Source organism: Microbulbifer maximicatervae (SeqCode) (assembly GCF_052467385.1).
In genome coordinates, this window is sequence record NZ_CP174311.1 from 3,461,916 (window position 1) to 3,481,401 (window position 19,486).

Annotated in this window: 21 protein-coding genes; 5 read left to right on the top strand and 16 right to left on the bottom strand. The window is 52.7% G+C overall.

What is annotated here, in order from left to right:
• The first annotated feature begins 112 nt into the window (after positions 1-112).
• Entirely contained in the window at positions 113-1,915 is a 1,803-nt protein-coding gene (locus ACJJIR_RS14715) for an acyl-CoA dehydrogenase (protein WP_444905912.1), read from the top strand.
• 28 nt (positions 1,916-1,943) lie between these two features.
• On the opposite strand, the gene ACJJIR_RS14720 is transcribed toward ACJJIR_RS14715, so the two are convergent.
• The 12 genes from ACJJIR_RS14720 to ACJJIR_RS14775 form a co-directional block, all read right to left on the bottom strand.
• On the bottom strand, positions 1,944-3,311 hold the full coding sequence (locus ACJJIR_RS14720; RefSeq protein ID WP_444905913.1) for an ATP-binding protein: 1,368 nt from the start codon (positions 3,309-3,311) through the stop codon (positions 1,944-1,946).
• Complete coding sequence (locus ACJJIR_RS14725) at positions 3,308-3,982, bottom strand: response regulator transcription factor (protein WP_444905914.1); 675 nt, start codon at positions 3,980-3,982, stop codon at positions 3,308-3,310. The genes ACJJIR_RS14720 and ACJJIR_RS14725 overlap by 4 nt, the downstream gene beginning before the upstream one ends.
• Before the next feature lie 34 nt (positions 3,983-4,016).
• Positions 4,017-4,334, bottom strand: coding sequence for a PepSY domain-containing protein (locus ACJJIR_RS14730; protein ID WP_444905915.1), 318 nt, complete (start codon positions 4,332-4,334; stop codon positions 4,017-4,019).
• Between the two features lie 65 nt (positions 4,335-4,399).
• Entirely contained in the window at positions 4,400-4,963 is a 564-nt protein-coding gene (locus ACJJIR_RS14735; protein WP_444894508.1) for a glycine zipper 2TM domain-containing protein, read from the bottom strand.
• A gap of 142 nt (positions 4,964-5,105) precedes the next feature.
• Positions 5,106-5,807, bottom strand: a complete 702-nt coding sequence (locus ACJJIR_RS14740; protein WP_444905916.1) for a DUF3106 domain-containing protein — start codon at positions 5,805-5,807, stop codon at positions 5,106-5,108.
• On the bottom strand, positions 5,800-6,039 hold the full coding sequence (locus tag ACJJIR_RS14745; protein ID WP_444898060.1) for a hypothetical protein: 240 nt from the start codon (positions 6,037-6,039) through the stop codon (positions 5,800-5,802). Before ACJJIR_RS14745 ends, ACJJIR_RS14740 begins: the two co-directional genes overlap by 8 nt.
• A complete protein-coding gene (locus ACJJIR_RS14750; RefSeq protein ID WP_444905917.1) occupies positions 6,023-6,409 on the bottom strand; it encodes a hypothetical protein in 387 nt (128 codons plus the stop codon). The genes ACJJIR_RS14745 and ACJJIR_RS14750 overlap by 17 nt, the downstream gene beginning before the upstream one ends.
• Entirely contained in the window at positions 6,406-6,930 is a 525-nt protein-coding gene (locus ACJJIR_RS14755; RefSeq protein WP_444898061.1) for an RNA polymerase sigma factor, read from the bottom strand. Before ACJJIR_RS14755 ends, ACJJIR_RS14750 begins: the two co-directional genes overlap by 4 nt.
• Before the next feature lie 356 nt (positions 6,931-7,286).
• Positions 7,287-7,703, bottom strand: a complete 417-nt coding sequence (locus ACJJIR_RS14760) for a hypothetical protein (protein ID WP_444905918.1) — start codon at positions 7,701-7,703, stop codon at positions 7,287-7,289.
• A 149-nt stretch (positions 7,704-7,852) separates the two neighbouring features.
• Complete coding sequence (locus ACJJIR_RS14765; RefSeq protein WP_444905919.1) at positions 7,853-9,217, bottom strand: L-cystine transporter; 1,365 nt, start codon at positions 9,215-9,217, stop codon at positions 7,853-7,855.
• Between the two features lie 162 nt (positions 9,218-9,379).
• Positions 9,380-9,820, bottom strand: coding sequence for a TlpA family protein disulfide reductase (locus tag ACJJIR_RS14770; RefSeq protein WP_444905920.1), 441 nt, complete (start codon positions 9,818-9,820; stop codon positions 9,380-9,382).
• Entirely contained in the window at positions 9,759-11,162 is a 1,404-nt protein-coding gene (locus ACJJIR_RS14775; protein WP_444905921.1) for a YihY family inner membrane protein, read from the bottom strand. The genes ACJJIR_RS14770 and ACJJIR_RS14775 overlap by 62 nt, the downstream gene beginning before the upstream one ends.
• 172 nt (positions 11,163-11,334) lie before the next feature.
• On the opposite strand from ACJJIR_RS14775, the gene arsC reads away from it, so the two are divergent.
• The 4 genes from arsC to sppA all read left to right on the top strand — a co-directional run bounded on the left by arsC (position 11,335) and on the right by sppA (position 14,609).
• Positions 11,335-11,679, top strand: coding sequence for an arsenate reductase (glutaredoxin) (gene arsC / locus ACJJIR_RS14780; RefSeq protein WP_444905922.1), 345 nt, complete (start codon positions 11,335-11,337; stop codon positions 11,677-11,679).
• On the top strand, positions 11,679-12,299 hold the full coding sequence (gene wrbA / locus ACJJIR_RS14785; RefSeq protein ID WP_444905923.1) for an NAD(P)H:quinone oxidoreductase: 621 nt from the start codon (positions 11,679-11,681) through the stop codon (positions 12,297-12,299). The genes arsC and wrbA overlap by 1 nt, the downstream gene beginning before the upstream one ends.
• 10 nt (positions 12,300-12,309) lie before the next feature.
• Complete coding sequence (locus ACJJIR_RS14790) at positions 12,310-12,657, top strand: DUF2069 domain-containing protein (RefSeq protein WP_413664962.1); 348 nt, start codon at positions 12,310-12,312, stop codon at positions 12,655-12,657.
• Positions 12,658-12,743: 86 nt separating this feature from the next.
• Positions 12,744-14,609, top strand: coding sequence for a signal peptide peptidase SppA (sppA, locus tag ACJJIR_RS14795; RefSeq protein WP_413664961.1), 1,866 nt, complete (start codon positions 12,744-12,746; stop codon positions 14,607-14,609).
• A gap of 30 nt (positions 14,610-14,639) precedes the next feature.
• On the opposite strand, the gene ACJJIR_RS14800 is transcribed toward sppA, so the two are convergent.
• The 4 genes from ACJJIR_RS14800 to ACJJIR_RS14815 all read right to left on the bottom strand — a co-directional run bounded on the left by ACJJIR_RS14800 (position 14,640) and on the right by ACJJIR_RS14815 (position 19,480).
• Entirely contained in the window at positions 14,640-14,933 is a 294-nt protein-coding gene (locus tag ACJJIR_RS14800; protein ID WP_413664960.1) for a DUF3175 domain-containing protein, read from the bottom strand.
• Between the two features lie 339 nt (positions 14,934-15,272).
• Positions 15,273-16,481, bottom strand: coding sequence for an MFS transporter (locus ACJJIR_RS14805; protein ID WP_444905924.1), 1,209 nt, complete (start codon positions 16,479-16,481; stop codon positions 15,273-15,275).
• Between the two features lie 36 nt (positions 16,482-16,517).
• Entirely contained in the window at positions 16,518-18,548 is a 2,031-nt protein-coding gene (locus ACJJIR_RS14810) for a transglutaminase TgpA family protein (protein ID WP_444908427.1), read from the bottom strand.
• Positions 18,548-19,480: a DUF58 domain-containing protein gene (locus tag ACJJIR_RS14815; protein ID WP_444905925.1), complete on the bottom strand. Its 933-nt coding sequence runs from the start codon at positions 19,478-19,480 to the stop codon at positions 18,548-18,550. Before ACJJIR_RS14815 ends, ACJJIR_RS14810 begins: the two co-directional genes overlap by 1 nt.
• Positions 19,481-19,486: the final 6 nt, after the last annotated feature.

The window sequence follows — 19,486 nt, forward strand, 5'->3', positions numbered from 1 at the left end:
CTCCACGTTTACATATACACTTGAATCGTAGTGTTCCAGCATAAAAATATTCAATGGAAAACTACCTGGAAATTAAACGGATTACCCAAAAAGAATAATGTAAGAGGTAAACATGGCCCATCAGCTACTCAACGAGCGTGAAATCGATTTTTTGCTTTACGAATTTTTAGATACCGAGGCCCTAATCAATCGCCCTCGGTACAGTGAGCATTCCCGTGAAATTTTTGATGCAACACTGAATACTGCACACACCATTGCAGAAAAATTTTTCGCTAATCACAACGCCAAAGGCGATGCGATTGAACCGAGCTTTGATGGTGAAAACGTCAGCGTTATCGAAGAAACCAAACAGTCCTGGGATGCTTTTGCCTCTGCAGGATTTCTTGCCGCTCACTGTGATGCTGAGGAAGGCGGGCTGCAATTGCCAGAAGTTATTCTGCGCACAGCACTCGCTTATATGGCTGCAGCAAACGTTGCCAGTGCTAGCTACCCGTTCTTGACCATAGGCGCGGCCAATCTGGTTCGCACTTTCGCCAGTGAGTCGCTTAAAAAGCAATTTCTTCCACAAATGTTGGACGGGCGTTTTGCCGGGACTATGGCACTAACTGAACCGGATCAGGGCTCCGCGCTGTCAGACATTCGCACTAGCGCCCTACCAGAAGAAGACGGCAGCTACCGCATTCATGGGCAGAAAATGTATATTTCGGGTGGCGATCAAAACCTCACTGAGAATATCGTTCACCTGGTTCTGGCAAAAATTAAAGGCGCACCCGCAGGTGTGAAGGGAATATCACTTTTTCTGGTTCCCAAATTCCTTCTGGACGAGCAGGGGAATCCGGCAAAACGCAATGATGTAAAACTCGCAGGCCTGCTACATAAAATGGGCTACCGCAATACCACATCAACGGTATTGAGCTTTGGTGAGGACAGTGGCGCTGTAGGCTACCTGATCGGTGAACCCCACCAGGGCCTGAAGTATATGTTCCAAATGATGAATGAAGCCCGTATCAGTGTGGGAGCTGGCGCTTCTGTACTTGGATACCAGGGGTACACTTACTCTCTTGAGTACGCCAAGGGCCGCCCGCAGGGGCGTATGCCATCTAACCGAGATCCTGAATCCAAACAGGTCCCTATCGTCCAGCATGCCGATGTTCGCCGTATGCTACTGATGCAAAAAGCCTATGCTGAAGGTGGCTTAAGCTTGAGTGTTTATGCCACCTCACTTTACGAGGATGAGCATACAGCCCCTACAGAAGAGCAGCGCAACAATGCTGCAACACTGCTCGATCTGCTAACTCCCGTAGTAAAATCCTGGCCCTCCAAGTACTGCCTAAAAGCTAATGAGTTGGCGATTCAGGTTTTGGGGGGAGCGGGTTATATTCGTGAATACCCGGTAGAGCAGTTGTATCGAGACAATCGCCTTAACGCAATTCACGAAGGTACAGAAGGCATCCATGCCCTGGATTTACTGGCCCGGAAAGTACCGTCAAAAAATCTTGCTGGCTACCAACTGTTACAGGCAGAGATCCGCAATACGATTATGCAGGCCAGGGATAAACCTAAGCTCGAATCTATGGCCAAAATGCTGGAAGAAGCCCTGGAAAAGTTGGATGAGACAAGTTTTGCATTATTCTCCCAGCTTCAGGAAGATGTGGATCGCGGCCTGGGTAATGCCACCCTATACTTGGATTTATTTGGCTGTACCGTAGTCGCCTGGTTGTGGCTACAGCAGGCAGTTATCGCGGAAAAAGCACTGGAAAAAAATCCTAACAGTGAAGCTCAGGGTTTTTACCAGGGTAAATTACACACTGCGAAATACTATTTTGAATGGGAGCTGCCAAAAACAGAGACAGCTATCGCACTGCTGAAATCAGGCAATAGCGTTCCTTTCGACATGCAGGAAAATTGGTTCTAGTTAAACGACTTGTCGAGCAAAACGGAAATTACAGCTGCACCGTAATTTCCGTACCTCCCTGAGGAAGAGGGACTGCATTTATTTGCCCTTCATAGCTCTCAACAATATCCACTACCACGGCAAGTCCAATACCCTGCCCAGGTTGCTGTTCATCGGCACGAACGCCCCGCTGGGTAACCGCTTGCCATTTCTCACTGTCCAGCCCTGGGCCATTGTCTTTAACCCGAATAGACAGTTTGCGAGTATCTTCCATATTCTCAACGGCAACCGATAATTTCCCGTCACCATATTTATAAGCGTTATCCAGCAAGTTACCCAGGACTTCCATCAGGTCACCTTCGTCACCATAAAACAGGGTGTTTTCAGCACAGGAACTTTCGACATCACACGGCTTACTGCGATACACCTTTTCAAGCGCATCCAGTATTTTATGGAGCAGTGGCGCGACCGGTGTCCCCCGTATAATGGATTTCGGCGAACTGGTTACTGCCCGCTGCAGTTGATAACTGATAATACTGTCCATCCGCTGCACCTGATCCGTTAGCGTCTTGCCGGCGGTTGTTGAATCTCCAGAAAATTTGAGACCTTTCAATACCGCTAATGGCGTCTTCAGGCTGTGGGCCAGGTCAGCTAATGTGTGCCGGGTTTTTTCTCTCTGGCGGCGCTCATTTTCAATCAACAGATTTAAGTTATCTGTCAGTGGGCGCAGCTCCCGCGGAAAATTACCCTCCAATCGATCAGCACCCCCACGCTGCATTTCCTGAAGCGCATTAGCCAGGGCTGTCAGCGGGGCAAACCCCCAGCGCAGAACCAACCACTGTGCAAGGATTAATAACAATGCTCCCAACCCCAACCAGTGCCACATGGTTGAGCGAAACTGCCCCACTTGAGCCTGTAGCGGGGCCGCATCCTCGAGCACTGCAAAGGTAAACAAATTTTCATCTTCCAGCCCCCAGGCAACCCCTTGGCGGAAACTGCTATAACTTCCCTCTTCTCCCGGAACCGATACCTGCGAATAGGACTCCTGCCCCTGGGAAAGCGGATAGAACTCCAGCTGCGGCATTGCCAGGGCTGACTCCGAACGCCAGATAATCTCACCCTCCCGGTCAATAACAGCTCCCACCAAGCCGGAATCAGGCTGGTTGAAGCGTTGCTCGGGCAAACTCGGGGGCAGAATCAGGGTTTTACCTTCCGGCTCAGCAACCGCCAGCAGGGTGTAAATGTAGACCTGCAGCTCCCGCTGCTTGGCTTCACTCAGGGAGGTGCGATAGGCGTGCTCGAGGACTCCAGAGATAAGAAGAATAAAGCCGACCAGCACAAGACTGGTAACCAGGGCCAGACGCCCCTTTAAGGAACCCAGAATATAGGAAAGCAGGGGGAAATTGATGGATCTCACTGCGGAATCACAAAGCGATAGCCGCGCCCACGCAGAGTCTCGATAGGCTTAAGCTTGGCTGCCGCATCAATTTTTTTCCGCAGGCGTCCAATAAACACTTCTATCACATTGCTGTCCCGGTCACAGTCCTGCTCATAGATATGTTCTGTCAGGGTGGTTTTTGACACCACTTCATCCGGATGTAGCATCAGGTATTCAAGTACCTTGTACTCAAACGAAGTCAGGTCTAATTCAACTTCATCCACACTAACCCGTTGCGCACTGGTATCCAGAACGATAGGTCCGGCTTTAATCGTCGGTGATGAGAAACCTGCGGAACGGCGAACCAGGGCATTCAATCGTGCGAGCAGTTCTTCAGTATGGAAGGGTTTTACCAGGTAATCGTCCCCGCCAGCTTCCAGGCCGGAGACCCTTTCCTGCCAGTGTCCCCGAGCCGTTAAAATCAAGATAGGAAAATGCTTCTCTTCACGGCGCAGTGTTTCAATAACCTGGATACCATCAATTTTGGGTAAACCCAGGTCCATTACTGCAACGTCGTAGGGATATTCCCTCCCCAGATAAAGTGCCTCTTCTCCATCGGGGGCTTCGTCAACGGTGTACCCGGCCATGCGCAGGGACTCTGCCAGCTGCTGCCGCAGTAATGCTTCATCTTCAACTAATAGTGCGCGCATAGTAATTACCTTATTGCGGCTCGCAATTATTCTGCTATCGGGATATACGGCCGCTCTGTTTATCGACAAACACCACATAAACCTGGCTTTTGGCCGACAGTCCCTTCACCCGATACACGGCTCGCCCCTGTTTTTTGGTCTCAGAAATGGCGAGAATTTTTCCACCAAAGCGTTGTTTTACGATTGAAGCAGCCCGATCCCTTGAGATTTCTCCCCCTTGAACACGAAGAAAGTGGGGCTGGAAATTCTCCCGCTCATAAGCGGGGTAGCTGTGTACCGTGGCACTGCAGAGCGCCGGCAAAAACACAGCGGTAAAAGCAATAAAGCCAAGTAAGGTACGATTCAGTTTCACGGTGCGGCTCCTGTGGATATCCAATTTTCCACCCTTTATAAACTCCCTGCCGCCCTCAACCGGGCTCAAAGAGCCGGTGAGACGTCGACATGGACCCGGATTCTATCGCCCGGATGATGGTCAGTGCGAGTCAAGTAAACTTGCCCATTATACCGATAGCGGACATCGTATCCGACTAATTCCCTTCTTGTAGAGTATTCATCTACAACATGGCAACGGGACTCTGTTGCATAGTGGATTGGAGCATTGGCACGGCTGATCTGGTTACCTACCAGGGCGCCCACCAAAGCCCCTGCGATTGTGGCGCCGCCACGATTGTGACTGCGATGATAACCGTAGCGTCCACGGTGGCCGTGATCGCCTAAGTTATTGCCGATTGCAGCACCTATAAGTCCCCCCACTACAGTACCTGCCGGGGAAGTCGGCTCTCGATAGGCAACCTGTTCATCGCGACACTGAGTCGTCGGTGTAACAACCTGAACATCGGTGTAGACGGGAGTAACCTCGGTAACTCGCGCATAATCATAGCCACCCGCAGCATAGCCTCGGGGGCCCGCGCTGGCAGTAGAACTTAGACCCACCAGTGCCGCAACTGCCGCACCCGCGATTAGCTGTTTGTATAGTTGCACGATATATCTCCCGCTAGTCATCAACGGGAGCCAGATTACTTAAGATGATCTGAATAGACGCTGAATTACACTGTCGTACCAGCGTAGCAGCGAGGTAAAACGATAAGCCAGCCTCTCAGGATTGGAATTTGAATGGCAGGCACTATTCAGGAGCCCCAGATGAACTATCAGTCTCCTCATCACCCTCTCGTCGGTCACTGGCCTCTCGATCACGCCTAGGCCGAGAATCCTGGTGCCTTCTCCCCCTTTCGTGCTCCCTTCTGGGCCTACCTCCTCTCGCCCGGTCGCCCCTTGGTCGGTCTTCTCTGTGCCGGTTTCCCCTAGGTCTATTCTCATCGGACCTATCCCTCCTAGGCCCATCTTCCCTGAGTCTATCCCCTTGCGCTCGCTCTCCCCGAGCCCTATCACCTCTGGGCCTTTGCGGTTCACTCCTATCGCCCCTAGCTTCCCGCCAGCGCTCGCGCACTTGCTCTCTCTGTTCGGGGGACATCTGCCGATATCTCTCACGAGCCTCACGGATACTCTCACGCCTGCCTTCCGGCAGGGCACGGTACTGTCGATAAGATTCCCGCAGCTGATTACGGCGTTCCTGGGGCAGAGACTGCCATTTTTCATAGCGCTGCCGAGCATTGTCACGCTGCTCAGGGCTCATTGAGTTCCATCGACGCGCACCCCGCAACAACCTCTCCTGCTGGCTATCAGACATGTTGGGCCAGCGCTCTTCCATGCCCTGTAACAGCTTGCGATCACTATCACTTAGGCTTTTCCACTCCACCGACCACGCCATACCAGCCCAAAGCAGTGAGGCTGCCATCAAACAAGTTGCGACCAGGGTTTTAATCATGACTGTCCCCCAGCCATATATCTTTGCTTTTGGTGCCTTCTTGGGTTTGCCCGGGACCTTGAACCAACTCGGGATCTTCAGGGATAACGACATCACCTTGTTCATCGACCCACTCTTCCAGGAATAACAGGAATTCCTCCGGCAGAGGCTCTGCTTCCTCCGCCTCGGTAGTACCTGGAAATACGAGCGCACACATAGATATGATGAATAAAACACTACGAAGAGTGCCCATCCAACTCCTCCGCCAACCACTGATAAAACTCCATATCCTCAATCATCTCGATATCCATATCTTCATCCAGCAGCCAATCACCACTCACTAGCAGCTCTGTACGACTTTCATTATTGATAACAGAACTGGGCCACCATAGAGCAAGAAATAGCACTGCGGCAGAAGCCGCTGTAACTGGAAGGTATGGATACAAGGTGTTGAGTGAAAAGTACCGTTTTTTATTATTTTGATCTTGCGCTGCGGAGCGGATGCGCCGCAACTCAGCCAGGGTTTCCGTATCGAGCGAACTCTCTCTACGTATAACAGCGGCACTGGCCGCTCCGAGTATACGCTTCTCGTTAGTCGATGAATTGTTTTCTAAATTACTCATTCCATCGCCTCCAAATGAACCCGCAGGCTGCGCAATGCTCGAGAGAGGTGAGTCTTCACACTTCCCTCGCTACAAGCCATAGCCCCTGCTGTCTCACTGACATTAAAGCCTTCAACGCAGCGCAACAAAAAAGCCTGCTGTTGACGCAGAGGTAACTTTTCAATGGCGCGGTCAATGGCATCAATCGTACGTTCACCGATTAGGACACTATCCGGGCTGCGGCCGTTGGGGTCGGGAAATTCACTCAGATCCCATTCATCGCCTTCGCTATTAATAGGAAGTTTATCTTTCAACAGCTGCCAACGGGACAGGTTTTTCTTGCGACGATGCCAATCGGTTATGCGGTTATTAAGAATGGTAAAAAATAATGGGCGCCACTCCGCACTGTCTCGGCAGCTATAGCTTTTGACGAGTGCAAGCATAGAGTCCTGAACGATATCCAGCGCATCATCACGGTCCCCTACAGCATATTTCGCCATAGTGAATGCCCGCTTTTCTACTGAAGCGAGAAACTGATCCATAAAAGCCGATTGAGGTCCCTTGACGAGGATGCAATCCTTCTACAGCGATTGAGGAGCTGCCAAATAATTCCGTGATACATCAAATACGGGCAACTTACAGTCAAGGCGCGGCTTTATAGGAATGTCTAGACCTTTCAAGAAGTCGCAGCACAGAGTATGAGTGCTCTGAAAACCCCATGGGGCGGGCCTCAAAGGCCGCAGCTACTGCGTTATTCTTGCAAAGGGCTAAGGCCATGCACAGTAAGCCGCGCCTAACATCTGCAGTCTTCAAGGCCCACAGAAATATTACGGAATTAGTCAAAAGCTCCTCAGTTCGCCACAACCCACTAGATAATGCCAGCTAAAACCGGTAATGATTAATCGTTATCGTTGTCACGGGATCTGCGGTGGTGCTTTTTTTTCCGCTCGCCGCGCTCATTCTTACGATCATATCTATTATCTATTCGCTCACCCTTTTCATCGAGGCGCTCGTTAATTTTCTCACCTTTATTGTCCAGACGACTATCGATAAGATCACCTTTTTTATCCAAATGTGCAGCTAATTTATCTCTCCCATTAGCTGCCGCCCGCTCAGACCGCTGATCCAAGCGCTCGTTAATACGGTCACCCTTCTCATCCAGGCGCTCTTCAATACGATCCCCCTTGCGATCGAGTCGATTTTCAATATGGTCACCGTGATCGTGTCCATCGCCTCCACTGCTGCTTTCGGCCTGCAGTGCGAGTGGAAAACCAAGACTTAACGCCAGTACTGACAGTCCTATCAGCTTATTCATAAGTTGCTCCAGTTCCGTGAACAAAAAACTCAATGCGTTAACAGCACTGACTATAACGTCAAGCACTGGAGCTGGTTGACAGGACTCCTATAAAAAATCAGCGAAATCAGAAGACAAAAATAATCAGTGAGCAAAGTACCGTTCTCTGTTCAACCCTCTACAACTTCCGGGCCGGGCACTTCATCACCGAGCCAGCGTTGTGTCAGGGTGCCAGCAGTCATAGCGCCGTTAACATTCAGCGCGGTTCGCGCCATATCAATCAGAGGCTCAACAGAAATCAGCAGAGCCGCGATAGTGACTGGCAACCCCATCGCCGGCAATACCACTAAGGCTGCAAAGGTAGCCCCACCACCAACGCCCGCTATACCGAAAGAACTGATCATTACAACCGCCACTAAAGTAGCAATCCATACCGGGTCCCATACATTGATCCCCATGGGGACTGCCACCATCACTGCCAACATGGCCGGATAAATGCCGGCGCAGCCGTTTTGCCCAATAGTCGCACCGAAAGATGCAGAGAAATTGGCAATTGCTGGAGACGTACGCAGCTGGTCTACCTGAGTCTCGACATTCAGGGGAATAGTTGCAGCACTGGAGCGGGAGCTAAAGGCAAAGACCAGCACCGGCCATACCTTGGTGAAATAGTGCAGCGGATTGATACCATTAATCAGTAGCAGCAGACCGTGCACCAGGAACATCAAACCAATAGCCGTAAAGGAGGCCAGCACAAAACTCAATAAGTTAAGAATATCCCCCATACTGGATTTAGCGATCAGGCCGGTAACCAAAGCCATCACGCCGTAAGGGGTAAAAACCATCACTAGTCGCACCAGCTTCATAACCCAGACTTGAGCCACATGAACGAAGCGCTCAATCGCTGCGCCCTCTTCGGGAAATTCACGGCGAACCGCCAAGGCTGCCAATCCTAAAAGCACCGCGAATATAACTACCGCTATAACAGAAGTAGAGCGAGCCCCGGTCAGGTCCAGAAAAATATTGCGCGGCATAAAAGAGGTAATAATCTCAGGAATGGAAAGGTCTGTGACCTTGCCAATGCGCTCATTCAGCACTTCCACTCGCGCAGCTTCCCTGGAACCCTCAACCAATCCCGCAGCCGACAAACCAAATAGCTCGGCCATAGCCACGCCAATTAGAGCGGCCACCGCCGTTGTTCCCAATAGTACCCCCAGGACTGAAATACTGATTTTGCCCAGCGCCTGGGTATGGCTGACTTGAACTACCGCCACTAATATGGAAGTCAGCACCAGGGGCATCACGAGTAAATACAATAGATTTACGTAACTGTCCCCTATCATCTCTACCCAAGGTATCACCTCTGCGGGTGCAGCCCCCCATCCGCGAGACAGTTGCAGGGTGCCTCCAAAGATAACCCCAAGAATCAGGCCTGCCAGCACTGCTGGTGCGAGGGAGTCACGGCCTCGCTGCCAGCGAAAAAGTCCGTATATAAAAACAATAAATAGAAGCAGGAAAGCAAATGAACTGATATGCATAAGGTCTGGGTCCCACCCGGAACAAAAGGGGAAAGTGGCGGCATGCTATCAGCGATCCGCCACAAGCCTATAGATGTGTTAGTTATAGTTTTATAAAGTTTGGGAGCTTCTAATAATCCACTGTTACCCCGCCGGCTTTTACCAGCACTCCATTAGTACTCGCTATAGATTGAGAGCCGAAATGAAGTCGTCTCTATCCTGCGGCCCAACCAATGTTTTATGCCAGCGACCATCGGTACCAATAATGAACGTAGAAGGCAGCACCTCCGGCTTCTCCTGCCCCCAGCGCCCTTGCGGTTCGGCCACTAGAACGGGAAAAGTAATACCCAACTTATCCGCCTGTTTTTGTATTTCCGCAATCGGTAAATTGTCGAAGTTCACCCCAACAACAACGACATTGTTATTACCGTCGGCCAGTTGGTTAAGGACCGGGATCTCCTCTCGACAGGGCTTACACCACTCTGCCCAATAGTTAACCAGCAAAACCTTACCCGATACATCCAACTCTTCCCCATCAATGGCTAGAAGCGATTTATCGTCTTTAGCGCAGGCGCTTATTCCGCATACCAACAAAAGAAAGGTGACCGCTGCTGCTCTTGCCATCTTCACTTTGACTATTTTCATCAGGCCCACTTTCTCCCCCGCTTTCAGAGTTTGTTTGCTTATCATCAGTCCCGCCGTCGTGGCCCAGCTCAAGGGGCTTATCTTCAGCTTCCTTTTGCTCGGCCTCCAGGAACAACTCCCCAACAGTGATACCTAATTGCTCCCGGGTTGACTCTCTGGCATTGGCAAAGCGTTGCTCTACCTCTCCATACCAGGGCAATCCATCCAGACTCGCAGGAATTCCACTGGGCATCCAATCCGAACTCAGCCAACCTGCCAATTCAACCAGGGACACCGTATTCAGATCCCTTAGCAAAACATAATCATTGCGATCAGTCTGGGTCACCATACGATTAGCCTGAAGGATATTCCGCAACCTTCGCCACTGAACAAACTTGATTCCCATACGGGAAATATCTCGCTCCTTCAGAGGCCTCCCCTTCGCGCATTTCTTATACATCTGCCAGAGAACAATAAGGAGGGCAACCAGGTCAGAATGCTCCCGCTCCTGGGTCGCAGCTTGATAAACCGATAGTGTGCGCACCAACACACAGCCGGCCAATACCAGTATCCACATCAAATAAATCCAAAGCAGGAACAGGGGAACAACAGCGAATGCCCCATAGATTGCCTGGACCGAACTCCGCGCTACCAACAAGCCGAATAAGTACTTCATAACCTCGAAAACAATCGAGATTATGATCCCCCCCTCTATTCCGTGGCGCAACGGGACATAGCAATTGGGCACAGCTATGAACAATAGGGTAAAAACTATGGAGCTGAAAACAAACGGTAGAATCCTGAATAACAACGAAGTTACCTCAAAGGAATCCGCTCCACCCAAGAAAAATTTTTGTGAAAAGACAAAAGTACTTGTCGCCAGTCCCGCCCCTAATAGGATTGGACCGAGACTCAATATCGCCCAGTACAAAAGAAAACTCGAAACGCCGCTGCGGCCTTTTTGGACGTCCCAGATAGAATTAAAGGTCCCCTCGATACCGCGAAGGGTCAAACCCGCAGTAATAATCAGCATCGCGATACCAACGCCAGTCAAACGCTGTGCCTGTTCGGAAAAACTGCTGATATATTTTTGGATCTCGCGCCCACTCTGAGGCAAAAAGTGGGTGAACAGTTGATCCTGTAACCTACTCTGCAAGCCGGCAAAGTCGGGAAACAGTGACAACATGGCGTAGCTGACTGTCACTAGGGGAACTATGCCAAACAGTGTCAGGTAAGTGAGAGCAGCCGCGCGTTGCCGACAATCCTTTTCATCAAACAGTTTCCACAGTGACGTCGCAAAGCGCAGCCAGTGGTTTCCCCAATCCTTTACGGTGCTTCTCATTGTGATCTCTCTATGCCTGGACATCTCGCCCAGGCCGCAGTATTACTGCCCCAAATAGCCAAGGAGCTCCCGAAAACCCCGCAGGACGTTGGGGGAATTATTCAGAAGCGCCTTAGAACTCCGCAACATTCTTCGGTTAGAATACGCCAAACAGTAACAGGATGCCGCCACAATGTGGACGATTTACCACAACCCCCGCTGCTCAAAATCCCGCCAAACCCTACAGTTATTGCAGGATAACGGTATTGAACCGGTGGTGGTTCTCTATCTACAAACCCCACCTTCTGCCGAGGATATTCAGCAGTTGCTGCACAAACTGGATATTGATGCACGACAGTTGTTGCGCACTGGTGAAGAACCCTACAAGCAGTTAAACCTGAAAGACAAAGATCTGGCCGAATCCCAGTTAATTGACGCAATGGCTCAAAACCCTATTTTGATCCAACGCCCGATCGTTATAAAAGGCGACAAAGCAGTGATAGGACGGCCCCCTGAAAATGTACTGGGGCTGATCTGATGGATCGGGACAACGAAGGCTATGTCCTCATCCTCTACTACAGCCGCACCGGTGCTACGGCGCGCATGGCCACCGAACTGGCTCGCGGCGTAGAGACCAGCGGGATTACCGCTCGCCTGCGCACCGTGCCCGGCGTATCCCCAGACACTGAAGCCAGCGAGCCGCCGGTACCCACCGAAGGTGCCCCCTACTGTACAATCGAGGACCTGCGCAATTGCTCCGGTTTACTGATGGGCAGCCCCACCCGCTTTGGCAACATGGCCTCTCCGCTGCGCTATTTCCTTGACCAAACCAGTGATATTTGGCTCGATGGCAGCCTTACCGGTAAGCCGGCTGCGGTATTTACCGCCACTGGCAGTCTTCACGGTGGCCAGGAAACTACGCTGGTATCCATGATGCTGCCCCTGCTGCACCACGGCATGTTAATCGCCGGCATCCCATACTCCGAAGCCGCCTTAATGCGCACCCGCACTGGCGGCACACCCTATGGTGCCTCACACTGGTCCGGTGAACACGCCACATCGCTTTCCGATGACGAAGTAACCCTGTGCCGGGCACTGGGCAAACGAGTCGGCAGCCTGGCACAGACGCTGGATAATTCGCATAACGGCGACAACTAGAGGATAAAGTGTGAACGATTCTGTACAGCGCAAGCTCAAGATAGCGCTGCGAATTAACTGGATTTGTTATATCGGCATGCTCGTACTGTTTGTCGTCTGGAATCTATTCCTCGAAGGCGGCTCATTGTTCCTGTGGTGCTTGCAGACCATACCACTGCTGTTGGTACTACCTGGGTTACTAAAGCAGCACTATCGTAGCTATCTGTGGCTCTGTTTTATTCTTTTGCTGTATATCACTGCCAGTATTGTCGACGTAATGATGCCTACACGCGGCTGGCAGGATGGCGTACTGGTAGTCCTTAGCCTTATCCTATTCTTTTCATCAATGATGAGCAGCCGCTGGCATCGCATGCAATAGCCACCGGCGATACTCGCATTGCTAATGATTTTGTAACTGATAAATAGACAACGCTTGCCCCTCAGCGCACTAAGGAGTTTTGAGGTTTGACTGATTCATCCAATGAGAAAGGACTGTTCCGCAGCTTTTTTGGTGCCATTGGCGGCTCAATTACCTGGCTGAGGCGAGTGTTTACCAACCTGGTATTCCTGTTAATACTGGTATTCCTGGGTATCGCAATTTTTGGCAAGGACGAACAGCTGGTAGTCCCACAAGGCGCGGCCCTGCGCGTGGCCCCGAGTGGATTTCTGGTAGATGAGCTCAGCCAGCCCAGCGGATTACCGATTTTCTTCGGCGGCTCCCAGGGGCCAGCGGAAATCAGGGTTAAGGATCTTGTCGACTCTATCGACAAAGCCGCACAGGACAAACGCATTTCCGCACTGGTGCTTGAGCTCGACAATATGGTCGGCGGCAGTCTCAGCAAGCTCGACGAGATTGGCGCAGCCCTGCAGCGCTTCAAGGCTGCCGACAAGCCCATTTATGCGGTGGGTGACAACTACACCCAGGCACAGTATTTCCTCGCCAGCCACGCCGACAAGGTGTACCTGAATCCAATGGGTTCCGTGATGCTCACCGGCTTTGGCGTCTATCGGAATTACTATAAAAGTGCCCTTGAAAAGCTCAAAGTTAATTTCCATGTGTTCCGCGTTGGCGACTACAAGGATTTTATCGAACCCTATACTCGCGACGACATGTCTCCGGCTTCCCGTGAGAATAACCAGCGCTGGCTGCATGAACTCTGGAGTGAATACACCGAACAGGTGACCGGCCTTCGCAACCTGCCAACTGAAAGCATCGATCTATTTATCGACGAGTTACCCCAGAAACTGCAGCAGCATGAGGGCGACTGGGCACGTACTGCTCTGGCCAATAAACTGGTCGACCAACTCGCCAACCGCAACTTGGCTGTTCAAGAGCTACGCAAAACCATTGGTGAAGATGAGAACGATGAACGCAGTTATAAGGCCATCGATGCCCTCACCTATTTACGCAGCCAAAAGCTCAGCGAAGTCGCCGCCAAGAAAGAACCCAATAAGATTGCCTTAATCACCGCAAGCGGTTCTATTGTCGATGGCCGCGCTCCCGCCGGCAGGATCGGCAGCGAAAGCCTGGGAGAACTAATCGCACAGGCACGCAAAAAAGAAGTTGATGCACTGGTTCTGCGCATTGACAGTGGCGGCGGCTCCGCCTTCGCATCAGAAGCAATTCGACAAGAGCTACTCGCCACCCGCGAAGCCGATATCCCTGTCGTTATCTCCATGGGCAGTCTGGCCGCATCTGGAGGCTACTGGATTGCTACCGGCGGCGATCGAATCTGGGCCTCTCCCGCAACCCTGACAGGCTCCATTGGCGTATTTGGCGCCTTCCCAACCTTTGAAGATTCCCTCGAGGCACTGGGTATTTATACCGATGGTGTGGGCACTTCAGACCTGGCCGGCAGCATGCGGTTGGATCGTGCGCTACCCGAGGCAGCCGCCAGTATCCTGCAACAGGGAGTGGATAATACCTACGCCAGGTTCCTGAGAATTGTGGCCGAGTCCCGTGGCAGCACTCCCAAGGAAGTGCACAAAATTGCCCAGGGCCAGGTCTGGACCGGGCGCGCGGCTAAAAACCTGGGGCTGGTAGACGATCTGGGCAATCTCAATGACGCCATTGCCGACGCCGCACAGCTTGCTGAGATCGAAGAATACGATGTAATAGAGATCCAGCGCGAGCTGACTCCCGGCGAAAGATTCCTGCGCGCCCTGAGCGATAATGTGGATGCACGTATCGCCGCCAGCCTTGAGGCAAACCTGCCACTCGGCGCCTGGTTAAACAGCTTACAACCGGTTTTGGCACCAATCGGCGAACTGCAGAGCTTCCGCGACCCGCGCGGACTCTACGTGCGCTGCCTGCCCTGCCTAGCCCCCTAAAAGACTTCATCGCCTCTAGCCTGCGCCGGCTCAATGCCGGCGCGGACGCCCATAAAGCTCACGCAATTCATTTTTCGCGGCCTCCAGGATTCTGCGCCTGCGCGCAGGTAAATGGTGACCCGCACGATTGATATAAAAAGTGAGCATAGACATGGCTGAGCGGAAAGGCTCTGATTTGCGCTGCTGACTGGCCTCAGCTGCACTCTTCAGGGATTTGGCTATCGCTTTTGGATCATCCAGGCTAAATACACCGGCTTCAAGGTCCAGCGCATGGCTGTTTGTCGTGACTCTCTGTGACCATTTGGCACTTTTTACTGATACCAAACCCCACCTCCATAACCGCAGTTCCCTGTTAAATATATGGTGGCTCAACCGGATTTGGTCGTTACGGGATTCCTAAGGAGCCCCTGAATAACTCCGTAATGCCTCTGCGGGTCTTGAAGGGTGCAGATGTAAGGCGCAGCTCGCCGCGAATGGCCGTAGCCCTTTGCAAGAGCTGCAACGCAGCAGATGCGGACTTCAAGGCCCGCCCTTCGGGGCTTGCAGAGCGATTCACACTCCGCGTTGCGACTTTTTGAAAGGTCTAGACATTCCTGCGAAGCCGCGCCTTGATTGTGAACCGCTCTGCATGCCAGAGGTATCACGGAGCTATTCAGGGGCTCCCTAAACCTCGCTATCAGAAATTTTAACCTGCCGTAGAGCCCCACTCAGGGCAACCAGTGCGAATGCCAATAAACTCAGGACTCCCGCCCACAATAGTGTCGTCAAAGGCGCTGCGACCTCGCTCAAAACACCCGCTGCCAGGGCTCCCAGCGCCGCAGAGCCAAATAGGGCAAATTGATAAATGGAGATAATGCGACTGCGATAATCCGCCGGCGCCATCAATTGCACAATGCCTCGCCCCAGCCCTGCGGAGGCTGCCGCAACCGCCCCCCAACACAGACACAACAGGATCAAGCCAAACTTTGTTGGCCCCAGGCTGATAGCAATCAAGAGTGCTGCGCTGTAAAGCAAGCACATCAAAATTCCCCGCCCAGGCTCCGGTCCCTGCCCCCGTCTCAACATAGTCACCGTCGCGATCACCGTGCCCGCTATAAATGCCAGCTGCAGGGTCGCGTAGTAACCGGCACCGCGACCGTAGTCCTCGGCCAGCAGCGGTAAGACCACCAGGAAAACCCCGATATGCACAAAGCCATTGAATGCCATCAATGCGGTCAGCTCCCGCAAAACCGGGTGTTTCCATGCCTGACTGAGACCATCCAGAATCAGGGTATGGGGTCGCTTCTCTGGTGCCTTTTGACGCTCTTGAGGCTGGCGCAAGGAGAAAAGCAATAATGAAGCCACTAGCACAACGGCAATCTGTACACCCAGTAAGTGCTGCAAGCCCCACTGGTCAAATCGACTCGCTAGCAGCATCCCCACCGCCTGGCCGCCGTACTGCGCCAACATCATCCAGGTTACGGTTTTTTGCACGCCTCGCTCAGTGGCCTGCCCCTTGCGGTTGCGGGCACTACGCTGCACCAGGTTATCCCGTGCCGGCTGTAAAAAAGCGCTGCACACCCCCAGGCAAATTCCGTAAACCATCAAGGTGGATAAATTCAGGATATGGAAGGTGAAATACAACAACAATGCGGTATGGCAAAGCGCCAGGCCCAAACAGGCCAGAGCCGACACCAGAGCCGGGTCTCGCCTATCCGCCAAAGCACCGCCAAACAGCAGGAATACCAGGTTTGGCAGCAATACTGATGCCTGAATCCACCCCAATTGCAGGGCCGGAAGATCCACGATCGTCAGCGCAATCCAGGGCAGCAATATCACCTGCAACCCGGTTGCCAGGGAGGTGCCGCTATAGCCCAACAGAAACCTTTGCAATTGGGTTGGCATTCTAGATACGAAATAACTCAATGATTAATAACCTGCCAACTCACGCTTGTGCGGCGTCATATTTGCCGAGTGCCGCAACCAGAAATACCAGCTTGATAGCTTGCGAAGTGTTCTTAGCCCAGAGCCATCACCACCATAGGCGGCAGACTCAAAAGCCTCTGTCACTGCTGCGGCATAACCAGACATCTCCGGTTTTTCCTCGGCAATCCGGCGGGCATAGGATCCTGCAGTCTCACCGGAATGCCGCTGGACCCCATTGCGGGCCATGCGCCGGCAAAAGCGCTGGTAGAGCTTCTCCGCAGGCGCCAACTTGGGTCCTCCTGCGGAGCGGGCCGCCCATAAACTGATCCCCAACAAAAGCACAAGAATCGGCGCCCCCAGTAATAGGGCGATACGCATTGGAGACAGATCACCAAATAGCCGCTGTAACAAATTCTGCTGTCGATCGGCATCAAAGCTCACTACGGTTTGATACCAACGGTAGTTGATCATATCCCACTGTAAGCGCAACTGGCTGAGAATGCCGATACGGTGCAAGGGAAATAGGGAGTCCTGCATAAACTCTTCACCCGCCGCACTCTCCAGACCGTCGCGCACCCGCTCCGGAGCTACTGCCGCTGTGGGGTCTACACGTTGCCAGCCTTGACCGTCGAGCCAAATTTCAGCCCAGGCATGGGCGTCGTACTCGCGCACCAATAAGTACCCTTCTCCACTGACCCACTCACCGCCCTGGTAACCAGCCACTACTCGCGCCGGTATCCCCGCTGCACGCATGGCAAACACATAACTACCGGCAAAGTGCTCGCAGAAGCCCTGCTGGCTATCGAAAAGAAACTCATCAATAGTATCGCCGCCCAGTGCTGGAGGCTTCAGGGTATAAGTGAAAGCACTGTGGAAGTGCGACAGCAGCTGGGAGGAAACCGCCTCAGCACTGAGCCCCTGATCTCGTAGGGAAGCCATCCACTGACGAGTACGGCTATTGCCGTAACTGGGAAGTTGCAAATTCCTGCGCCGCTCCGCATTGCTGAGAGTAGCACTGAGTGACAGGGTTTCTCTCGGCCAGGAACTTACCTGGTAAGAAAAGCGGTTGAAAACCGGGGTCCGTTTTACCAGGCGATCATCCGTTGTCTCTCCCACACCCGCGCTCTCTGAAGCCGGTTTTGCCATAGCGAATAGCCAAGGGCTGCGGCTCGCTTCCTGGATAACCTGGTAGCGATAACGGGGACCCACTTGCGGAAGCACCTGCTCACCACTTCTCCAATACACTCGCCCGCCATTTCGAGGGTCAACACCATAGCCCTGGCGCCAGGTACGCCCATCAAATTCCGAGTACACCAAGCCCCTCCAGTAGCGCTGCTCAGGCGGGGGCACAGGTCCATCAAAGGAGATACGCAAGGTCGGCTTGCTGGATTTGGAAAGCTCAGTAAAGTCTCCCGGGGCCATCGAATCACTGACACCGGTGCGCCCAGCGGAGGTATTCTGCGGCACAGACCAAAGGGGCCCCAGCCGAGGCATAACCAAAAACAACAACACCATCAACGGCGTGGCCTGTGCCACCAACCGCAGGGATAACCCCAGAGCCCGGCGCGGGCGCGCACTAAAGTGTCCCAGCTGCGCCGCCAGGGCTGCAGTAATTACCAACACACTCAGTAAACCGTAAAGTGCATAGGGAATGGTCTGCTCTTGCACAAACAGAGTGGCGGCTACGAAGTAGGCCAGCAGTAGAGTGACAAAGGCATCCCTGCGGCTGACCAGTTCGAGATTTTTCAGAGTGAATGACAGCGCCAAGAGTGCAATCATCGGCTCCAAAGCAAACAAGCGCCGATAGGAAAGAGCCAGTCCCGCCACCGTCAACAGGATCACTGTCAGTTTAAGAGTCCGGCCGGGTAAATCCCTGCGCCCGCGAAAAACTTCCAGGCGCCAATAAACTGCAAAGGCCCAGGCAAAAGCCACCCACAGTGGCAGCATTGTGAATTGCGGCAAAAGGGCGACAAACTGGGCGGCAAAAATCCACAGCAAACTTTCCCTGGGCAATAAATCCTTATTCGCAATCATCACTGGCCTCGCCCGGGGTACAGGGCCAATGCCTGCAAGACCTGCTGCTGATGCTCGGGACCGAGCGAAGGCTCTATTGAAATGCCAGGCAGGCACAAACCGTATGCAATGCCTTGCTTTTCCGCTTGTAGGGTCCAGTCACAGAGATTGCTCAGGCGCATCTCTATATCCCTACCATCGAGTAAACCCCAGTCGAGCCACAAGCGCGTGTCAGTTTTGCGCTCATAGTCCTTGCTGTAAAGATCGCGTCCGGCCGCATATTGCTTCCAGGCTACATGGCGTAACGAGTCACCCGCTTGATAGGGTTTTAGCGCTGCAAAATCATCTCCCCCCCGCTTCACCTCACCAAACTCCCCCTCGGCAACAGTCTCTCCTAGCGGTAAAGGGCCCGCAGAAATTGGACGGGGGTAAACCAAAAATTCAACATCCAGGTCAATGCGGCTCCAGCAGCGAAATAACCCCAGGGGAAAACGGCTTTCAACCCTCAATCGAGGTGCCTGCACTCGCCCACGTTTTACTACCGGCATAGAGATACAAACATTTGCACTGTTCTGCTCGCACAAATCTACGCGACTGCCCTGCTCCGGTGGCCAACTCAGCTCGAGCCATTCCCGCTCCCGCTTACCCTCACAACTGACACTAATTTCCGCCTCGGCAAAATCACCAGCAAAAGCTGCCCGGGTATCCAGAAGGCGCAAGTGCACGCCACTTAAATTGGCAAAGGTGTGTAGTGGCAGCACCGCCAAAATGCTGACTAACAAAAACGTCAGAGCGAAAACCAGATTGTTTTCATAATTGGTGCCCAGCAACCACAACAATGCCACCACTATTAGAAAACCTAAGCCTGCGCGCGTGGGCAGGATAAATAAGCGACTGTGGTTCAAGGTAATCGCTCGGGCCCGCGGTGCCCGGCGACTAAGCCAGCGCTGCATAAGGTT